Raw genomic sequence first — 16,754 nt, forward strand, 5'->3', positions numbered from 1 at the left:
GACGAGGTGCCGCATGCCCACCACCCAAGGCTTCCCCGACCTCCTCTCCCCCGAGTTCGCGGCCGACCCCTACGCGGCCTACCGCACCATGCTCGAGGAGGCGCCGCTCTTCTGGCACGAAGGGACGCAGGCCTACATCGTCTCCCGCTACGAGGACGTCGAGCGCGCCTTCAAGGACGGCACGTTCACCACGCAGAACTACGCGTGGCAGCTGGAGCCGGTCCACGGGCGCACCATCCTGCAGATGAGCGGCCGGGAGCACGCGGTCAAGCGCGCCCTGGTCGCGCCGGCGTTCCGCGGGAAGGAGCTGGAGGAGAAGTTCCGCCCGGTAATCGAGCGCAATGCGCGCGAACTCATCGACACGTTCCGCGCCGAAGGCCGCGCCGACCTGGTGAACGACTTCGCGCGGCGCTTCCCCATCAACGTCATCGTCGACATGCTCGGCCTCGACAAGTCCGACCACGAGCGGTTCCAGAAGTGGTACACCGACATCATCGGCTTCCTCGGCAACCTCTCCCAGGACCCCGAGGTGACGGCAGCCGGCCTGCGCACCCACGATGAGCTGGCTGAGTACATGCTCCCGATCATCCGGGAGCGGCGCCAGTCCCCCGGCGACGACCTGCTGTCGGAGCTGTGCGCGGCCGAGGTCGACGGCGAGCAGCTGAGCGACGAGGACATCAAGGCGTTCGTCAGCCTGCTGCTGGCGGCCGGCGGCGAGACCACGGACAAGGCCGTCGCGCTGCTGTTCAAGAACCTCATCGCGCACCCGGAGCAGCTTGCGGCAGTCCGCGCAGACCGCAATCTGATCACCCCGGCCTTCGCCGAGACGCTCCGCTACACGCCGCCGGTGCAGATGATCATGCGCCAGCCGGAAGAGGACGTGGTGCTGTCCACCGGCACGGTCCCGGAAGGGGCCACCGCCACCTGCCTGATCGGTGCGGCCAACCGGGACCCGCGGCGGTTCGCCGACCCGGACCGGTTCGACATCCACCGCGCCGACCTGCCCACCAAGACGTCGTTCTCCGCCGCGGCCGACCACCTCGCGTTCGCCCTCGGACGGCACTTCTGCGTCGGCGCGCTGCTGGCCAAGGCCGAGATGGAGATCGGCATCGACATGCTCCTCGACGCGATGCCCGACCTGGAGCTCGACCCGGAGGAGGACGGCGCCGAGGAGGGCCTGTTCACCCGCGGCCCGAAGACGCTGAAGGTGCGCTTCACGCCCTCCGCCGGCTGACCGGCTCCCGGGTGCACGGGGCGCCGCACGGACCCTCGTTCCGAGCGGTGCCCCCTGCGCCGGGGATGCACCTGCCCGCCGCCCTCCGGGCAGCGGGCGGCAGGGGCGCAGTGCAGATGTGGCCGGGGCGCCGCGGGTCTCCGCGGCGCCCCGGCCACATCTGCTTCCCGGCTGCGGGCCCGCCCCCGGAGGCGGCCGGCCCGCCCGGACCGCTACAGCGAGCCGGAGGTGTAGGTCGGCGAGAAGACCACCGGCAGGCTCTCCAGCCCGCGCATCCACACCGACGGGCGCCACACCAGCGCCGAGTCGGGCACCTTCAGATCCACGTCGGGCAGCCGGTCGAGCAGCACTTCGACCGCGGCGCGCGCGATGACCTCGGCCACCTCCGGCGCCGGGTAGGGGCAGCCGTGCTCGCCGTGCCCGAACGACATGTGGGCCCGGTTGGTCTGCAGGTCGCTGTCGGCCTCGAGGGTGCCGTGCGGGTCGGCGTTGGCGGCGGCCAGGCCGAGCACGATCATGTCGCCGGCGGCGATCCGGCGCCCGGCGAGCGTGGTGTCGCGGGACGCATACCGGCCGATGAAGTTCTGCGTGGGCGTGTCGTGCCAGAGCACCTCGTTCAGCGCCTGCCCGACGCTGCCGCGCCCGCCCGCCATGGTCATCTCGAACCGCTGGTCGGTGAGCATCAGCCGGAGCCCGTTGGCGATCCAGTTGGCGGTCGGCTGCTGAGCCGCGGCCAGCACGGTCACCAGGTCCTGGATGATCTCGGCGTCGGTCAGCCCGGCCTGGTCCGCGATCATCCGGGAGGGCACGTCGGACCCCGGGTCCTCGTGCTTGCGGGCCACCAGCGCGGTCATCGTGTCCTGCACCCGGAGGTAGGCGGGCATCGCCTCGGGACCGACATCGAGCGACATGGCGACGTCGCGGACCAGCTGCGGAGCCTCCGAGTCGGGCATGCCGAACATCTTCGCGACCGCGAGCAGCGGCATCTGCTGGGCGAACTCGGCGAACAGGTCGGCCTCACCGCGGCCGGCGAAGGCGTCGATCAGCCGGTCGGCCACGTACTCGCAGTGCATGCGGAGGTCGAACTGGTCCACCGAGGACAGTGCGCCGCCGATGGCGCCGGCGCGGCGGCGGTGCTCGTTCCCCTCGGTGAACATGATCGACGGGTTGTAGGCGACGTACGGCGCGAGCGGCCAGTCGTCGGGGATGTTCTTCAGCTGGTTCCACCGCCGGGTGTCCCGGGCGAACAGGTCGTCGTCCTCGGTGACCTGGTGGATCTCCCGGTAGCCGATGACCAGCCAGGCCGGCACGTCGCCGTCGAGCAGGACCGGGACGACCGGGCCGTGCGCCCGGCGCATCTCCCGGTAGACGGTGGCCGGGTCGCCGTTGAACTCGGCTCCGTAGAAGGGGACCCGGGCCTCGTGGGGACCGGGCGGGGTGCGGAAATCGGTCACTGCGGATCCTCCTGGGCGGCGGACAGCGTGTGGAGGTGGTGGACGAGCGTGATCAGAACCTCGCGCGCCGACTCGCGGTCGCGCGCGTCGCAGTCGATGACCGGAACGGTTGCGGGCAGCTCCAGGGCGTCGCGCACCTCGTCGACGCTGTGGCCCTCCCCGCCGAACCGGTTGCAGGCGACGATGAACGGGACGCCGTGCGCCTCGAGCCGGTCGATCGAGTACCAGGAGTCCTCGATCCGCCGGGTGTCCAGCAGCACGACGACACCGAGCGCGCCGGCGAAGAGCTGGTCCCACAGGAACCAGAAGCGTTTCTGGCCAGGCGCGCCGAACAGGTAGAGGACGAGCTCCTCGTCCAGGCTGATCCGGCCGAAGTCGAAGGCGACCGTGGTGGAGTTCTTGCCCTGTACGCCGGAGGTGTCGTCGATGTCGGCGCCGGCCTGCGTCATCACCTCCTCGGTGCTGAGCGGCCGGATCTCGCTGACGGCGCGGACCAGGGTGGTCTTTCCGACGCCGAAGCCGCCCACGACGACGATCTTGACGCCGTCCGCAGCGGTGGAGCGCAGCGGTGCGCGTTCCTCGCCGGCGTCCGGTCCGGCTGCGGTCGAGGGTGAGGTGTCAGAGATTGCTGAGGCCAACGAGCACCTTCTTCAAGAACGCGGGGTCGGGCAGCCGGGTCCCCGCCGCGGCGCGAGACGGGCGCCGCGCCGAGACCTTGCCGGTGTCCAGCAGGTCGGCGATGAGGATCTTCACGACGCTGACCGGCATGCCCAGGTCAGCCGAGAGCTCGACGACCGAGGTGGGGGTCCGGCAGGTGCGCAGGATCCGCACGTGCTCCGACTGCAGCCCCGGTGCGGGATCCGACTCGCTCACGATGAGGGTGACGAGGTCGAGGTCGATCGAATCGGTGCGGCTGCGTCCGCCGGTCACCGTGTACAGGCGGTCGGGGTCTTCCCCGTCGAGGGCGCGGGGCGTCACCGGGGCCCGCCCGCGGCCGCCGCACCCTGCCGGGGCGCAGCGGTAAGGAATGCGCCGATCTGCTCGACGAGCTCGTCCATGCTGTGCCCGATCAGGCCGACGTCGGCGGCCTCCTCGGCGATGAGGGCGAGGTGCGCCCCCGCGCCCGCCTCGACGATGAAGAGGATGCCGCCGTGGAACTCGGTCATCGAGTTGCGGACGCCGCCGCTCCCGTCGCCGAATTCGGCCGAGGCGCCGCCGGCCAGCGCCTGCACTCCGGCCGCGATCGCGGCGAGCTGGTCGGCCTGGTCAATGCCGAGGGAGGGGGTGTGGCAGAGCTTGAGCCCGTCGCGGGAGAGCACCAGCGCGTGCCGCGCGCCGGGTGTATCGGCGACGAGGTTCTCCAGCAGCCAGTCGAGGTTCGCGTTGGTCGTGTCCATGGCGTCCATAAGCGTGGTGGGGCGAGCGCCGTCCCGCCGGCGCGTGGGCCCCCAGCTCCAATCTGATCGGTGCGATTCGACGCGGGGGGCGGATCAGGCTTCGCCGTCCGCCTCCGACGGGCCGGCCTCGGGCCGGTCGGGCGCAGCGGCCGACCGGTCCTTCGACGGGTTCCGACTCGCCTGGAAGGCACCGAAGCGGGCACCCAGGTCCGTCTTGCGCCGCGCCTGCTGCTCCGGGGGCGGGGCGGCGGCGGGGACGTCGTCGAGGCTGCGGCCGCGGGGGCGGCGGGGCAGCGTGCGGCGCTCTCCGGCACCACCGGGCGGCGCGGCGTCGTCAGCGGAGTGAGCGGCGGGGGCGGCAGGCGGCGGCTGCGGGGTCGCGACGGCCGGCCCGGACTCCCGGGCCGGGGCGGCGGCAGGCTCCGCGGCGGGAGCGGCCGGCGCGGCGGGCGGCGGCGCAACCGGGGGCACCGCAGCCGGCGGGGAGGCGGACGGGGCGGGGCCGGAGAACGAAGAGGACATAGCAGAAGGGGCGGTCGGCTGCGCGGTGGACAGGACGGGGCCGGTGCTGGTGGGGACCGCGGTCGAGGCGGCCCGGCGGCGCCCGCGGGACGGCGAGGAGAGCAGGTCGTCGTCGGAGAGCTGGGTGATCAGGTGGTTCGGGATCCGCAGGACGACTCCGATCCCGCCGCGCGACGACGGCCGGAAGAACACGTTGAGCCGGTGCTTGCGGACCAGGCGGCCGACGACGGCCAGGCCCAGGCGCGAGCCGGAGAGCTTGGCGATGTCGAGCGGCGCGTCCCGGGACACGGTCTGCTCGGCGCGCTCCAGCGCCTGCGGCTTCATCCCGAGGCCGCCGTCCTCGACACTGATGACGGCACCGTTGGTGGAGTCCTCGACGTAGACGTGGACCTCTTCCGAGGGCGGCGAGAACCGGGTGCCGTTGTCCATCAGCTCGGCCACCGCGTGCATGACGTCCTCGGCGGCGTAGCCCGCGACCGCGGCCCGGCTGCTGGAGTGCACGCGGATCCGGCGGTAGGCGCTGATCCGGCCCATGGCACCGCGGAGGATCGACTCCATCCGGATCGGCTTGGTCCACCGGCGGCCGGAGCGCGCACCGGAGAGGACCGCGATGCTGTCCGCGACGCGGCCGGTCTGGGCGATGGCGTGGTCCACCTTGAGCAGCTCGCCGAGCAGGTCGCCGGAGGCGTGCTCCTCCATGTCGCGCAGGTCGGCGAGGGTGCGGGTGGCTAGCGCCTGCACGCGGCCGGCCGCGTTCGCAGTGGTGGCGGTCGCGGCGGCGCGGCGGCGCTCGCCGACCGCGATCTCGCGGACCAGCAGTTCGAGCAGGCGGCGGTGGAGCTCGTCGTCGGGGCGGTCGGCCTCGGTGAGCACCGTGTCGGCTGCGGCGCCCTCACGCAGCCGGGCGACGGCGGCGGGGGCGGTGGTGTCGACGAGTGCGGAGAGTTCGGCCGCAGACCGCTCGGCGGCGGCGCGGACCGTGCGCAGTTCGGCGCAGGCGGAGGTGTAGTCGCGCTCGATGGCGGAGGCTTCACCGGACCGCAGGACGGCGGCGAAGACGGCCAGGACGGACAGGATGACGCTGATGGCGGCGGCGAGGCCGACAACGACCTGGCCACTGCCGAGGGAGAGCGTGACCCACGTCCAGATGCCGCCGCCGACCAGAAGGGCGGCCGACGCAGCCAGGACGGCGCGGCCCATCGGGGCGCGGCGCGGGGCGGGTAGGGCTTCCGACATGCGAATGTACCTCGTGTCCCTTTCGCGGCAGGGCGGAATCCGGACGCTGGGGCTGCACCTTCTCGCTGGCAGCTGCATCGCCGGCGATCGGACGGCGCGGCCAGAGCGCCGCGGAGCGGGCGGCGGCAGCGGAGAGGGTGGGTCCGTGCGGACCGCGCAGCGCACCCGTGCGGCCGGATCTTCGGTTGCGTGCGGATCCCGCACACGATTCCAGCGCACGCCGGTATTCATCGGTGCAATATCGCCAGTGGCGGCGTTCACATCCTAGGGCTTTCAACCCGGACCGAATACCCGAAAGCAACAAAGATCCGCCGCACGCGAAAATCAATCGGGGCAGCGCTCCACCCCATTGGTCGGCAATGACAAATAATGAACGGATTAGGACTTTGGTCCCGAAATCCCCCATATGACGGCAAACCGCCCCGCGCGCTCTGCCATCTGGCTTTCCGTATCAGATGGGCCACACTCCGCGCGGGAATGGGTGGCGCGCATTTACCCGGGGGCCGGGGGCTCCGGCAGCCGGCCCGGCCTCCGCAGCGCGACGGCGGCGGCGCCGGCCACCGCAGCCGGCACGGCGAGCAGCGCAGCGGCCCCCGCCGTGCCGGTGCGGATCTGCCCGCAGTGGTTCACGACCTCGGGCCCCGCCGAGGACGGCATGGAGTCCGATTCGATGCTGTATCCGCTGTGCGGCGGAAGGGCGTCGTCCAGGCTTCGGACGTCGTCGTTCCAGGATCGCGCCCAGCCGTGCAGTACGGAGTCGCACTCGATGACGAAGGGCTCGTCGACGTCCGCCGTGTCGGTCCCCAGCGGCCCGCTGGCCGCCTCTTCGCCCGGCTCCCCGTAGGAGACCGTGCTCTCGCTGTTCAGCAGGGCGAACATGCCGAGGAAGGCGAGCGCCGACACGGCCGCGCAGACGAGGGGGACGGGGAACCGCATGGCCGCCACTCTAGGGTTTGACAGTCTCTCAGCAGCGCCGATTCCGGGGCCGGTACCGGCCGCGGGCGTGCCGCCCAGGAGGGCGGCTCCGCGTAGAATCGGCGGGCCTGCGGGACTTGGGGTTCCGTGTTTTCCGCAGCCCGATGCGGTCAGCGGCGCACGCCGCTCTCCGGACGCCGCAAGGACCCGAGCGTGCCAGGAGGTCCGATGGAGCCGCCCGCAGCGACCGGCGCGACACGGCGGCGGCGCAGGCTCTCCGACGCGGAGACCGAGCGCCGGATGCTGGACACCGCCAAGGAGGCGGTGAACGCCGAGGGCCTCACGGTGAGCCTGGACCACCTGGCGTTCGAGGACGTGATCCGCGCGGCCGGTGTGTCGCGCAGCGCGGTCTACCGGCGCTGGCCCTACAAGGACCTGTTCTTCAGCGACCTGCTGCGGGAGCTCGCCCGCGGCGACGGCCCGGTGGTGGGCGGGTTCGACGCGGACGCGGTCGCGCGGATGCACCGGATCATCCTGGAGCGCCTCGACTGGCTCCGCACCCCGCAGCTGCGGCTCGCCCTGGTCGGCGAGATCCTGCGGCAGGGCGCGCCGCGGGAGGTCGCTGGCTTCCACTCCTCGCCGGAATGGCGGACCTACTTCGCGCTGCACGCCACGTTCCTCAGCCTGGCCGACGGCGCGTTCCGGTCGGAGGTGCAGGAGGCGCTGACCGCGTCCGAGGCGGCGCTGGGCGACCGGCTGGCCGGCAGCTACGCGGCCACGGCCGGCCTGCTCGGGCTGCGGCTGCGCCCCGGCGCGTCCTTCCGCGCTCTGGCCGACCTGGCCAATGCGCTGATGCGCGGGCTGGTCGCGGCGGTGCCCACACACCCGGGCCTGACCGCCGACACGGTCCGCGCCAACCCCCTCGGGGCTCCCGGGGACGCCGACTGGACCACCCCCGCCCTGGGCTTGGCCGCCCTGCTCACCGCCTACCTGGAGCCCGACTCCGGCGCGGTCTTCGACGACGCGCGCCTCGCTGGTGTCCGCCGCACCATCGAAGCCGGCTGGGACGGCACGGTACTCCCGGCTGCGGCTCCGCCGGCGGCACCGTCCGGCCGCGCCCGGAACGGGGACGGCCGCAGCTGAAGCACCGGGACCGTCAGCGGCCACCTGCGGCAGCGGCCCGTCCGGCGGGGCTCGGCGGCGCCCGGCCGGCCGCTCAGATCTGGGCGATCCGCGCGCGCAGCAGGCAGAACTCGTTGCCCTCGGGGTCGGCCAGGACGTGCCAGGGCTCGTCGCCCGTCTGGCCGACGTCGGCAGGGCGCGCGCCGAGGGCGAGAAGGCGCTCGAGCTCGGCTTCGTGGTCGCGGTCGGTGGCGTTGACGTCGATGTGCAGCCGGGGCTTGCCGGGCTCGGGCTCGTCCCGGCGGCTCAGGATGATCGTCGGCTGCGCGCCGCCGAACCCGCTCCGCGGCCCGATTTCGAGGGTGCCGTCGTCCTCCTCGTCGAGAACGACGAAGTCCAGGACCTCGCACCAGAACCGCGCCAGCTTCTGCGGGTCGCGGCAGCCGAGCACGAGCTCGCTGATCCGGCACGCCATGCGCCACCTGCTCTCCATCGGGCTTCCCTCCGGAGCCGACGGCCCGGAGCAACGACCGCGACCCTAGCCGGTGCCGAGTCCGCGGGGAAGAGCGCCTGCCCCCAGCCTGTGGATAACCCGCTCGGGGCAGCCGTCCGGCCCTGGCCGCCGCAGCCCGCGCGTCATCAGCCGCCGCAGAGGGCGGCCGACAGCGGCCCCGCGGTGGGCCGGCCGTCCACCGCGGTGAGGAGGACCGGGACGGCGCGGAGGTCGGCTGGGGCGAGGACGGCGGGGTCATCGGCGGTGACGGTGAAGTCGGCCGCATCGCCCTCGCGGACGGCGGTGCGGCCGTCCGCTGAGGCGGCCAGTGCGGCGCCGAGGCTGACCGCCTGCTCCGGGTGCCACGGCGGACGCTCGTCGTCGGTCCGGGCGACCGCGGCCGCGATCCCGTCCCACGGGTCCAGCGGCGCGACCGGCGCGTCCGAGCCGAACTCCAGCCGCGCGCCGGCCGCGAGCAGGTCGGCGTAGGGGAAGGCGCGCCCGGTACGGCCGGACCACAGCTGCTCGGCGACGTCGCGGTCGTCCGGGGCGTGGGCCGGCTGCACCCCGGCCACCACGCCGAGCCGGGCGAACCGCTCGGCCTCGCCGGGGGCCAGCAGCTGCGCGTGCTCGATCCGGCCCCGGCAGCCGACTTTGGCGAACGCATCCAGCGCCACCCGGTTGGCGCGGTCGCCGATCGCGTGCACCGCCGGCGCCAGGCCGTGCTCGGCCGCCCGCTCCATCAGCGGCACGAGCTCGTCGAACGGCAGCTCCAGCAGGCCGTGCGCGCCGGCGCCGCAGGAGCCGGGGTAGGGATCGTCGCAGGCGGCGGTGCGGGTATTCAGCGAGCCGTCGGCGAACAGCTTGAGCGGCCCGACGGTGAGCAGCCCGCCGTCGTCCAGCACGGTGCCGGTGCGGTGGCCGCGGCCGATCACCCTGTCCAGCAGGTGCCGGGCCACGATGCAGCTGATCCGGGTTGGCGGGCGCCGGTCCCCGCTGCGCCGCAGCCACTCGGCGGCCGTATCGGCCATCTCGTAGTCGGCGATGCGGGTGACGCCGCGCTCGGCGGCCGCCTGCACTGCCTCGAGGACCCAGGCGTCGCGCTCCGCTTCGCCGGCGGAGGGCAGCCCGGCCGTCACGGCAAAGCACTCCGCCTCGGTGAAGACGCCGGTCGCATGGTCGCGGCCGAGCAGGCGCAGCGCGGCGGGGCTGAGCCAGACGGTGTGCAGGTCGTTGGAGAGCAGCGCCATCGGCACGCCGGGCGCGGCAGCTTCGAGCAGGTCCTTGTGCGGTGCGTCCGGCCAGAGCGCGTCGCGGAAGCCCGCGCCCAGGAGCAGCTCCGGCCGGCGTTCCGCCGCCGCCATCAGCGCCGCCGCGGCAGCCGCGGAGTCCGCCGCCTCCAGTGGCACCCGCCTGCGGTGCTCGGCCCACTGGCCCAGGTGGGCGTGGGCATCGACGAGGCCCGGCAGCAGCGTTCCGCCCCGGCCGTCGGCCACCGGTTCGCCGTCGGCCCGCGCCCCCGGCTCCCCGATCGCGGCGACGCGCCCATCCCGCACCCGCACGTCCCGTACCGGCCCGCCCGGCCCCCAGCGCACATTGCGCAGCAGCATCGCCCGATCCACCCGTGCTCCTTCCGCGTCTGCTCAGAGGCCACTGGCGTCGCAGCGGCACCACCCTGGTCGGCATTGTGCGCCATCCGCGCCGCGCGGCGCAGCGCAGTGCCGCACCGGGCAGCGCGGGTCTTCGGCGTGGGATCCGCCCGCTGCGGCCCCACCGCGCGATCCTGAAGGCATGACGACGACTGCGCTGCTCGCCCGGTATTCCTCGGCGGTCGGCCGCGGGCTGCTCGCCGGACTGGCGGGTACGGCGGCCATGACGGTCTCCAGCACAGTCGAGATGCGGCTGCGCGGCCGCCCCGCGAGCGCCGCACCGGCGACCGCGGCCGGCCGGGTGCTCGGCGTGCGCCCGGCCGACGAGGGCGACGGCGGCCGGTTCGGCACTCTCGTGCACTGGGGATACGGCACCGGGTGGGGCGCGGTGCGCGGCGTGCTCGGCGCCACCGGGCTCCGCGGCGCCCCGGCCGCGGCAGCGCACCTGGCCGCCGTCTGGGGCGGCGAGCAGGTGATGCTCCCCGCGACCGGAGCGGCGCCGCCGGGGTGGCAGTGGGGCACCAAGGAGATCGCCCTGGACCTGCTGCACCACACCATCTATGCCGCGGCCACCAGCCTCGTCTACGAGCGGCTGGACGCGGCAGTCCCGTGCCGCGCCCAGCGTCCCGGCCGGCGGCCCGGCTGACCGGGATCCGCCGACCAGAACCGCGATTCGACTGCTATCGAGTGGAGACGCCATGCCCACGCCGTCCGTGCGGGTCACCCCGGGAACCGGCCGCCTGCTCTGGATCCCGTCCCAGCGCACGTCCGATGCCTACCTCCAGCTGGAGAACACCGGGGACTCCGACGTCGCGCTGACCGGAGCGACCAGTCCCGACTACGAGCAGGTCAACCTCGTGACGACCGCCGACGAGGAGGGCGAGCACGTCAAGGCCGGACTGGACCGGATCACCATCCCGCCGCAGTCCTCCATCGAGCTGCGGCCGGGCGACGACCGCCTCCAGCTCGACATCCCCACCCGCACGATCCGGCCCGGCGACGAGATCAGCATCGACCTGCACTTCTCGGACGGCTCCACGGTGACGGTGCCGCTGCGCGCGAGCACCTGAGGAGCGCCCGCCCGGAAGCCGGCCGCCACGGGATTCACTGGGCCGCCATCGACCCGGCCTTTGCCCGCCCGCGCCCATCATGGACGCAGGGGGGTGTCCGAAATGCCCAATCCGGTGTGGACGGGAACGCTGTCCTTCGGGATGGTCTCCCTGGCGGTGAAGCTGTTTGCGGCCCGCGAGCGGCACGGGCCGACGATGCACCAGTTCGAACGCGGCACTTCCGACCGCATCCGCTACCAGCGGGTGAACGAGCGGACCGGCAAGACGGTGGACGCGGACGACATCGTGCGCGGCGCCAAGACCGGCGGCGGCGACTACGTGCTGCTGGAGAAGCCGGAACTGAAGGACATCATGCCGGAGCGGTCCAAGGCGATGGAGATCACCGGCTTCGTGCCGGCCGGCTCCGTCGACCCGCTCTGGTACTCCAACACCTACTACGTGGGCGCCGACGAGGGAGCGGCAAAGCCCTACCGGCTGCTCTGCTCTGCGCTGGAGCAGACCGGCCGCCTCGGCATCGCCACGGTGGTGATGCGCGACCGCGAGCACCTGGTGCTGGTCGGGCCGCAGCAGGGGGTGCTGTCGGCGTCGACACTGTGGTGGCACGACGAGGTGCGCCCGCCGTCGGCGGTGCTCGACCCGCCGGCCGAGGGCCAGGCGAAGAAGGCGGAACTGGACCTGGCCGCGCAGCTGATCGAGGCGATGGCGGTCGACTTCCGCCCGGAGGACTACTCCGACACCTACGAGGAGCGGCTTGAGGAGCTCATCGACGCCAAGGCGAAGGGCCGGACCGTGCACTACCGCGCGGAGAAGCCCGCGCCGAAGGGCACGGTCGTGGAGTTGAGCGACGCGCTGCGGGAGAGCCTGCAGAAGCGGCGCGCCAAGCGCGGCAAGGGCAGCGGGAAGGGAGCGCCGTCCCCGCGCCGGTCCCCGGAGGGCAGCGGCCACCGCACCAAGAAGGAGCTCCAGGCGGAGGCCGCCGAACTGGGCGTCCGCGGCCGCTCCTCGATGACCCGCGACGAGCTCGCCGCCGCCGTCTCCGAGGCCCGCGAGGCGTCCTGAAGCGGAACCGGCTGCCGGCGGGGGCACCGCCCATGCCCGGGTGCGGCTAGGCGGCCGCGCTGCCGCTCCCGCCTCCGGACCGGCGGGCAGCGCGGCGGGTGCTCTCGTCCCAGCGGGCGAGCACAGGGCCCGCCGGACAGCGGCGGTGCGCACGGCGTACCCGCCGGACCGGTACCGCTGCGCAGGGCCGGAGCGCCTTGCCCGCGCGCCGCCGGAGGCCCCTGGAGCCGGGCATCGGCCGTCGGTCCGCGACCGCGCTGCGCGGAGGGGCAGAAGGCCCCGGGTCATCCGGCGGCAGCGACGCCGCGCCCTGCCGGCACCGCATCGGCGGCTCTGCCGCAGCGCCCGCTGGAGCCGGACGCTGAAGCCGGGCGGCTGGGCGCACCAGCCGGAACCGGCCGATGGCGCGGGCGGGGCGGCTCGCGACCGCGCCGGGCGTCTCCGGCCTGCCGACGCGCCGTGGGCGCTGGGGCCGGTGGTGCGTGCGGGGCGGTCGGGGACGGGTCCCGGACCGGCGAGTGGACCTCCTCCGGGAGAGCAGTTCCGGACGTTGTCTGGAGAGGCCGCCACGGGACCGCAAAGGGTCCTGGTGGAGGCGCGCGGCGGACGGCGCGCGCCGGCCGCAGAGCCACCGCCGCGCCTCCCCTCGGCGCTGCGGCGCTGGGATAGGCTGCACGCCCGACTGCGACCGAGGAGGTGAGTCCCGTTCCCGTCCCGACAGAACCGGCGCTCCTTCAGCATCGCGCGCCGCCGGCCCGGTAGCGGGTGCGCGCCAAGCGCCCGGACGACCCGGAGGTCTCCGTGCCATCTCCCCACTCCGCTCTCCCCCATTCGGATGCCCCGACCCGCGCAGCGTCTGCGGCCGCTTCCCGGCCCGGTCCGGACGCTCCGGCCGGCGCCGCCCCCGACCAGCTGACCGCGCTGCTGCGCGCCGCCGGCTGCGTCTTCGCCGAGGACGAGGCGCGGCTCATCTCCGCCGCTGCGCCCGATACCGCCGGGCGCACCGCGCTGGCCGCCCGCCGCGCGGCGGGTGAACCGCTGGAGCACGTACTCGGTTGGGCCGCGTTCTGCGACCTGCGGATCGCCGTCGGTCCCGGTGTCTTCGTGCCGCGGCGCCGCACCGAGTTCCTCGCCGCGCAGGCGATCGCCCGCTGCCGCCCCGGATCCGTTGCCGCCGATCTGTGCTGCGGCGCGGGCAACCTGGCCGCCTCGCTCGCGGCGGCGGTGCCCGGCATCGAACTGCACGCCTCCGACATCGACCCTGCCGCGACCGCCCTGGCCGGCGCCACCCTCTCCGGTGCGGGCGCGGTGTACACGGGCGACCTGTTCGATGCGCTGCCTGCCACGCTGCGCGGGCGGATCGACGTGCTCGTGGCCAACGCGCCCTACGTCCCGACGCGCTCACTGCCGACGCTTCCCGCCGAGGCGCGCGACCACGAGCCGCCGCACGCGCTCGACGGCGGGCCGGACGGCCTCGACGTCCACCGGCGCATCATCGCCGCCGCGCCGGACTGGCTCGCGCCCGGCGGCACCCTCCTCGCCGAAGTGGCCGGAGGCCAGGCGCCGGCGGTCTCCCGGGCGATGTCGGAGGCCGGGCTCGCCGCGCACACGCTGGCCTCGGAGGAGTACGGCGCGGTCGTCGCTGCGGGCCGCCAGCGAGGCTGACCGGCGCCCGCACACGTGCGGCGGCCGGCAGCCCGCCCCTCCTTCCGGCGGAGAACCCGTGCCCGGCTACTCCCGGCGGAGCACGAGAAGAGCCGCCCCCTGGGGGACGCGCTTCCCCGGAGCGGCCGCCTACGGTGAGCGCCGAACTGATCCGCAGCACCGAGGGAGCGGCATGAAGGCACAGGGGATGCGGCTGCTGCCGTGGTGGGGCGTTATCGGGCTGGCCCTGCTGGGGGTGCCGCGCGTAGTCGCGCACGACCTCGAACTCGTCGGCCCGGCCGTCAACGCCGTACTGGTCTTTCTGCCGCCGGTGGTCTGGGTGGCCGTCGTCGCCGCGCTCCGGCCCGCGCGGCCGGTCGCGTCGCTGCTGCTGGTGGGCGCCGCGTACGGAGTGCTGCTGGGCGCCGTTCACCAGCTGCTGTGGAGCACGGTCTTCGCGGCCGGCGCGCCGTCGCTCGGCGGCGCGCTCGCGGGGACGCTCTCCGCGGGCGCGGAGGAGCTGGTACTGCGCTCGGCCGCGCTGATCAGCAGTATCGCCACGGGCCTCCTCGTCGGCGCGGTCTGCGCCGCGGTCGCCTGGCTCCTCGTCCGTGCCCTCCCGGCCCGCGCCCCCACCGGCAGCTGACACCCGCACGCCGAATCGCTCCCCTTCGGGAATCACGGCTCTGCCCGGCGCTGCTGCGCGTGCAGGATTGCTGGTGACCGGTCTGGGAAGCGCCGCACTGCCACCGGGTACGCGCCCCCCGGTCAATCCTTCGCGCCGCCCTCTTTGCGGGCGATCACCAGGCGCGTGGCCATGGGCATGGGCACGCGGCCGTCCGGGTGGTGGCAGTTGAGGAGGGCGGCGATCCCGGATCGGACGGCTTCGCGCCCGATCGCGCGGACCGCGTCAGCGGTGCGCGAGGAAGAGAAAGCGAGGCCGAGGAAGCCGTCCCGGTCCAGGTGCCGGGTCCACGGGACGCGGAACTCGGCCACGGCGCCGACCCCCGGCACAGCGCCAAGCTCGCCGGCGGCGTCGTACGAGCGGAAGTCGCGCCGGTAGCCCTCCGCATAGGCCTCAAGGAAGGACTCGTAGGCGTCGAGGAGCGCCGATTCGTGCAGCTGCCGGTCGTTGGACAGCACTGCCGCGACGCCGCCCGGAGCGAGCACCCGCACCGCCTCCCGGTAGAACACGGGCCTGTCGAACCAGTGCAGCGCCTGCGCCGCGAGCACCAGCGACGCGGTACCGGCGCCGAAGGGCAGCTGCTCCGCCCGGCCGGCCACGTACCTGACGCCCTCGCCGGGCCGGGCCCCCGGTTCAGCCGCCGAGGCGAGGCCCTGCGCGCGCATATCGGCGTTCGGTTCGACGCCGGCGATGCGCGGCTCGGGGCCGAAGGCGGCGCGCAGTGCGCGGGTCGAGACACCGGTGCCGCATCCCACGTCGACCAGCAGGGGGGCTGCCCTACCGCCGCCCCCGTCCGCCACCGCGGCACGCAGGCGCTCCATTGCCTCGGCCGGGTAGTCGGGCCGGTAGCGGGCGTAGCCGCTGGCGAGTCCGGTGAAGCGCGCTGCGGGGTCGGGCTCTGCTGAGCCGCGGCCCCCGGCGCGCTCACCGGGGGCCGCGCTGTGCCGGCCGCCGGTCACTGCTCCTCCGCCCCGCCGCCGCGCGCCGTGCCTCCGCTGCCGCTCGTGCCGGGCCCGGCGCCTTCCGCGCCGCCGCTGGGGGCGGAACCGGGCTCGCCGCGGTCCGCGGCCGCGGTGTCAGCCGTGTCCGCAGCCTCTTCGGCGGTCTTGCGCGGCCGGCCGCGGCGCGGGATCGCGCCGGCGCCGCGGGGCATCCGCCCGGAGTCGTTCAGGGCGCGGCGGAGCACGAACTCGATCTGGGCGTTGGTGCTGCGCAGCTCGTCGCCGGCCCAGCGGGCCAGTGCGTCGTGCACGGCCGGGTCCAGTCGCAGCAGGATCTTCTTCCGCTCAGCCACGGTGGTGCGCCGCTCCTCCGATCGTTGGCGGCTACTGGTAGAGCGACCCCGTGTTGACGACGGGGTTCGCCGGCCGGTCCGAGCACAGCACCACGAGCAGGTTGCTGACCATGGTGGCCTTGCGCTCCTCGTCGAGCTCCACGACCTCCTGCTCGGAGAGCTTCTGCAGGGCCTCGTCGACCATGCCGACGGCGCCCTCGACGATCTGGCGCCGCGCTGCCACGACCGCCCCCGCCTGCTGCCGCTGCAGCATGGCCTGCGCGATCTCCTGGGCGTAGGCGAGGTGGGTGAAGCGCGCTTCCACGATACGCACGCCGGCGGACTCGACGCGCTCGGTGAGTTCGCGGGAGAGCTGCTCGGTGATCTCCTCGGCGTTGTCGCGCAGCGAGAGGGCGCGGCCGTCGTGCGCGTCGTAGGGGTAGCGGCCGGCGATGTGCCGGACGCCCGCCTCGGTCTGGGTGGAGACGAACTGGACGAAGTCGTCGACCTCGAACGCGGCCCGGGCGGTGTCCTCCACCTGCCACACGACGACGGCGGCGATGTCGATCGGGCTGCCGTCAGCGTCGTTGACCTTCATCACCGACGTCTCGTGGTTGCGGATCCGGGTGGAAACGGCCGTACGGGTCGACAGCGGGTTGACCCAGCGCAGACCGTCCTGGCGGACGGTGCCGGTGTAGCGGCCGAGGAACTGCACGACGCGCGCCTCGTTCGGCGCGACAGGTGTGAGCCCGATCGCGACCACGGAGGCGGCCAGCACGAGCACGACACCGGCCGCCAGCAGCAGGAAGCCGGGCCCCGGGATCCCGGCGATGATCAGCGCCGCTCCGGCGAGCAGGCCGACGATGCAGACCAGGGCGACCGGCACGCCGGCGGTGCCGAACGCGGTCCGCTCGCGGTACTGCGGGGCCGGCATCTCCACTGGAGGGGCGGTGTCGGGGTGCGGCTGGGGCTGCGGCGCTGTCATGGGGTCCCTCCCGGCG

Annotated in this window: 18 protein-coding genes; 7 read left to right on the top strand and 11 right to left on the bottom strand. The window is 74.3% G+C overall.

Annotation, left to right across the window (positions count from 1 at the left end; genetic code table 11):
• Positions 1–13: 13 nt before the first annotated feature.
• Positions 14–1,234: a cytochrome P450 gene (locus tag ACYVGT_RS11625; RefSeq protein ID WP_460857036.1), complete on the top strand. Its 1,221-nt coding sequence runs from the start codon at positions 14–16 to the stop codon at positions 1,232–1,234.
• A gap of 212 nt (positions 1,235–1,446) precedes the next feature.
• On the opposite strand, the gene ACYVGT_RS11630 is transcribed toward ACYVGT_RS11625, so the two are convergent.
• From ACYVGT_RS11630 to ACYVGT_RS11655, 6 genes are all read right to left on the bottom strand, one after another.
• Positions 1,447–2,688 carry a cytochrome P450 gene (locus tag ACYVGT_RS11630; RefSeq protein WP_460857038.1) on the bottom strand — a complete coding sequence of 414 codons (1,242 nt, stop codon included), beginning with the start codon at positions 2,686–2,688 and terminating at the stop codon, positions 1,447–1,449.
• The gene (locus ACYVGT_RS11635; RefSeq protein ID WP_460857040.1) at positions 2,685–3,326 is read right to left on the bottom strand and encodes a GTP-binding protein; all 642 of its coding nucleotides are present in this window, start codon (positions 3,324–3,326) and stop codon (positions 2,685–2,687) included. The genes ACYVGT_RS11630 and ACYVGT_RS11635 overlap by 4 nt, the downstream gene beginning before the upstream one ends.
• Positions 3,307–3,666 carry a DUF742 domain-containing protein gene (locus ACYVGT_RS11640; protein WP_460857043.1) on the bottom strand — a complete coding sequence of 120 codons (360 nt, stop codon included), beginning with the start codon at positions 3,664–3,666 and terminating at the stop codon, positions 3,307–3,309. Before ACYVGT_RS11640 ends, ACYVGT_RS11635 begins: the two co-directional genes overlap by 20 nt.
• Entirely contained in the window at positions 3,663–4,085 is a 423-nt protein-coding gene (locus tag ACYVGT_RS11645) for a roadblock/LC7 domain-containing protein (protein WP_460857046.1), read from the bottom strand. The genes ACYVGT_RS11640 and ACYVGT_RS11645 overlap by 4 nt, the downstream gene beginning before the upstream one ends.
• A gap of 93 nt (positions 4,086–4,178) precedes the next feature.
• Positions 4,179–5,843: a sensor histidine kinase gene (locus tag ACYVGT_RS11650; RefSeq protein ID WP_460857048.1), complete on the bottom strand. Its 1,665-nt coding sequence runs from the start codon at positions 5,841–5,843 to the stop codon at positions 4,179–4,181.
• 492 nt (positions 5,844–6,335) lie between these two features.
• A complete protein-coding gene (locus tag ACYVGT_RS11655) occupies positions 6,336–6,779 on the bottom strand; it encodes a hypothetical protein (protein ID WP_460857049.1) in 444 nt (147 codons plus the stop codon).
• Between the two features lie 207 nt (positions 6,780–6,986).
• Here ACYVGT_RS11655 and ACYVGT_RS11660 point away from each other — a divergent pair, with 207 nt between their 5' ends.
• Positions 6,987–7,901, top strand: a complete 915-nt coding sequence (locus ACYVGT_RS11660) for a TetR/AcrR family transcriptional regulator (protein ID WP_460857051.1) — start codon at positions 6,987–6,989, stop codon at positions 7,899–7,901.
• Positions 7,902–7,974: 73 nt separating this feature from the next.
• Here the strand turns inward: ACYVGT_RS11660 and ACYVGT_RS11665 are convergent, their stop codons facing one another.
• Both ACYVGT_RS11665 and ACYVGT_RS11670 read right to left on the bottom strand, forming a co-directional pair.
• Positions 7,975–8,355, bottom strand: coding sequence for a VOC family protein (locus ACYVGT_RS11665; protein ID WP_460857178.1), 381 nt, complete (start codon positions 8,353–8,355; stop codon positions 7,975–7,977).
• Between the two features lie 164 nt (positions 8,356–8,519).
• Positions 8,520–9,995, bottom strand: coding sequence for an amidohydrolase (locus ACYVGT_RS11670; RefSeq protein ID WP_460857053.1), 1,476 nt, complete (start codon positions 9,993–9,995; stop codon positions 8,520–8,522).
• A gap of 169 nt (positions 9,996–10,164) precedes the next feature.
• On the opposite strand from ACYVGT_RS11670, the gene ACYVGT_RS11675 reads away from it, so the two are divergent.
• The 5 genes from ACYVGT_RS11675 (at position 10,165) to ACYVGT_RS11695 (ending at position 14,441) form a co-directional block, all read left to right on the top strand.
• A complete protein-coding gene (locus tag ACYVGT_RS11675) occupies positions 10,165–10,668 on the top strand; it encodes a hypothetical protein (RefSeq protein ID WP_460857055.1) in 504 nt (167 codons plus the stop codon).
• Between the two features lie 52 nt (positions 10,669–10,720).
• Positions 10,721–11,092 carry a copper chaperone PCu(A)C gene (locus tag ACYVGT_RS11680; RefSeq protein WP_460857057.1) on the top strand — a complete coding sequence of 124 codons (372 nt, stop codon included), beginning with the start codon at positions 10,721–10,723 and terminating at the stop codon, positions 11,090–11,092.
• A gap of 102 nt (positions 11,093–11,194) precedes the next feature.
• Positions 11,195–12,151 carry a non-homologous end joining protein Ku gene (gene ku, locus ACYVGT_RS11685; protein WP_460857059.1) on the top strand — a complete coding sequence of 319 codons (957 nt, stop codon included), beginning with the start codon at positions 11,195–11,197 and terminating at the stop codon, positions 12,149–12,151.
• A 912-nt stretch (positions 12,152–13,063) separates the two neighbouring features.
• Complete coding sequence (locus ACYVGT_RS11690) at positions 13,064–13,816, top strand: putative protein N(5)-glutamine methyltransferase (protein ID WP_460857181.1); 753 nt, start codon at positions 13,064–13,066, stop codon at positions 13,814–13,816.
• A gap of 172 nt (positions 13,817–13,988) precedes the next feature.
• The gene (locus tag ACYVGT_RS11695; protein ID WP_460857061.1) at positions 13,989–14,441 is read left to right on the top strand and encodes a hypothetical protein; all 453 of its coding nucleotides are present in this window, start codon (positions 13,989–13,991) and stop codon (positions 14,439–14,441) included.
• A gap of 122 nt (positions 14,442–14,563) precedes the next feature.
• On the opposite strand, the gene ACYVGT_RS11700 is transcribed toward ACYVGT_RS11695, so the two are convergent.
• From ACYVGT_RS11700 to ACYVGT_RS11710, 3 genes are read right to left on the bottom strand one after another with little or no spacing between them, the layout of a single operon-like run.
• Positions 14,564–15,439, bottom strand: coding sequence for a class I SAM-dependent methyltransferase (locus tag ACYVGT_RS11700; protein ID WP_460857064.1), 876 nt, complete (start codon positions 15,437–15,439; stop codon positions 14,564–14,566).
• On the bottom strand, positions 15,436–15,774 hold the full coding sequence (locus ACYVGT_RS11705) for a type II toxin-antitoxin system antitoxin (protein WP_460857066.1): 339 nt from the start codon (positions 15,772–15,774) through the stop codon (positions 15,436–15,438). Before ACYVGT_RS11705 ends, ACYVGT_RS11700 begins: the two co-directional genes overlap by 4 nt.
• Positions 15,775–15,805: 31 nt before the next feature.
• The gene (locus ACYVGT_RS11710; protein ID WP_460857068.1) at positions 15,806–16,738 is read right to left on the bottom strand and encodes an SPFH domain-containing protein; all 933 of its coding nucleotides are present in this window, start codon (positions 16,736–16,738) and stop codon (positions 15,806–15,808) included.
• Positions 16,739–16,754: the final 16 nt, after the last annotated feature.

Source organism: Nocardiopsis coralliicola (genome assembly GCF_054779695.1).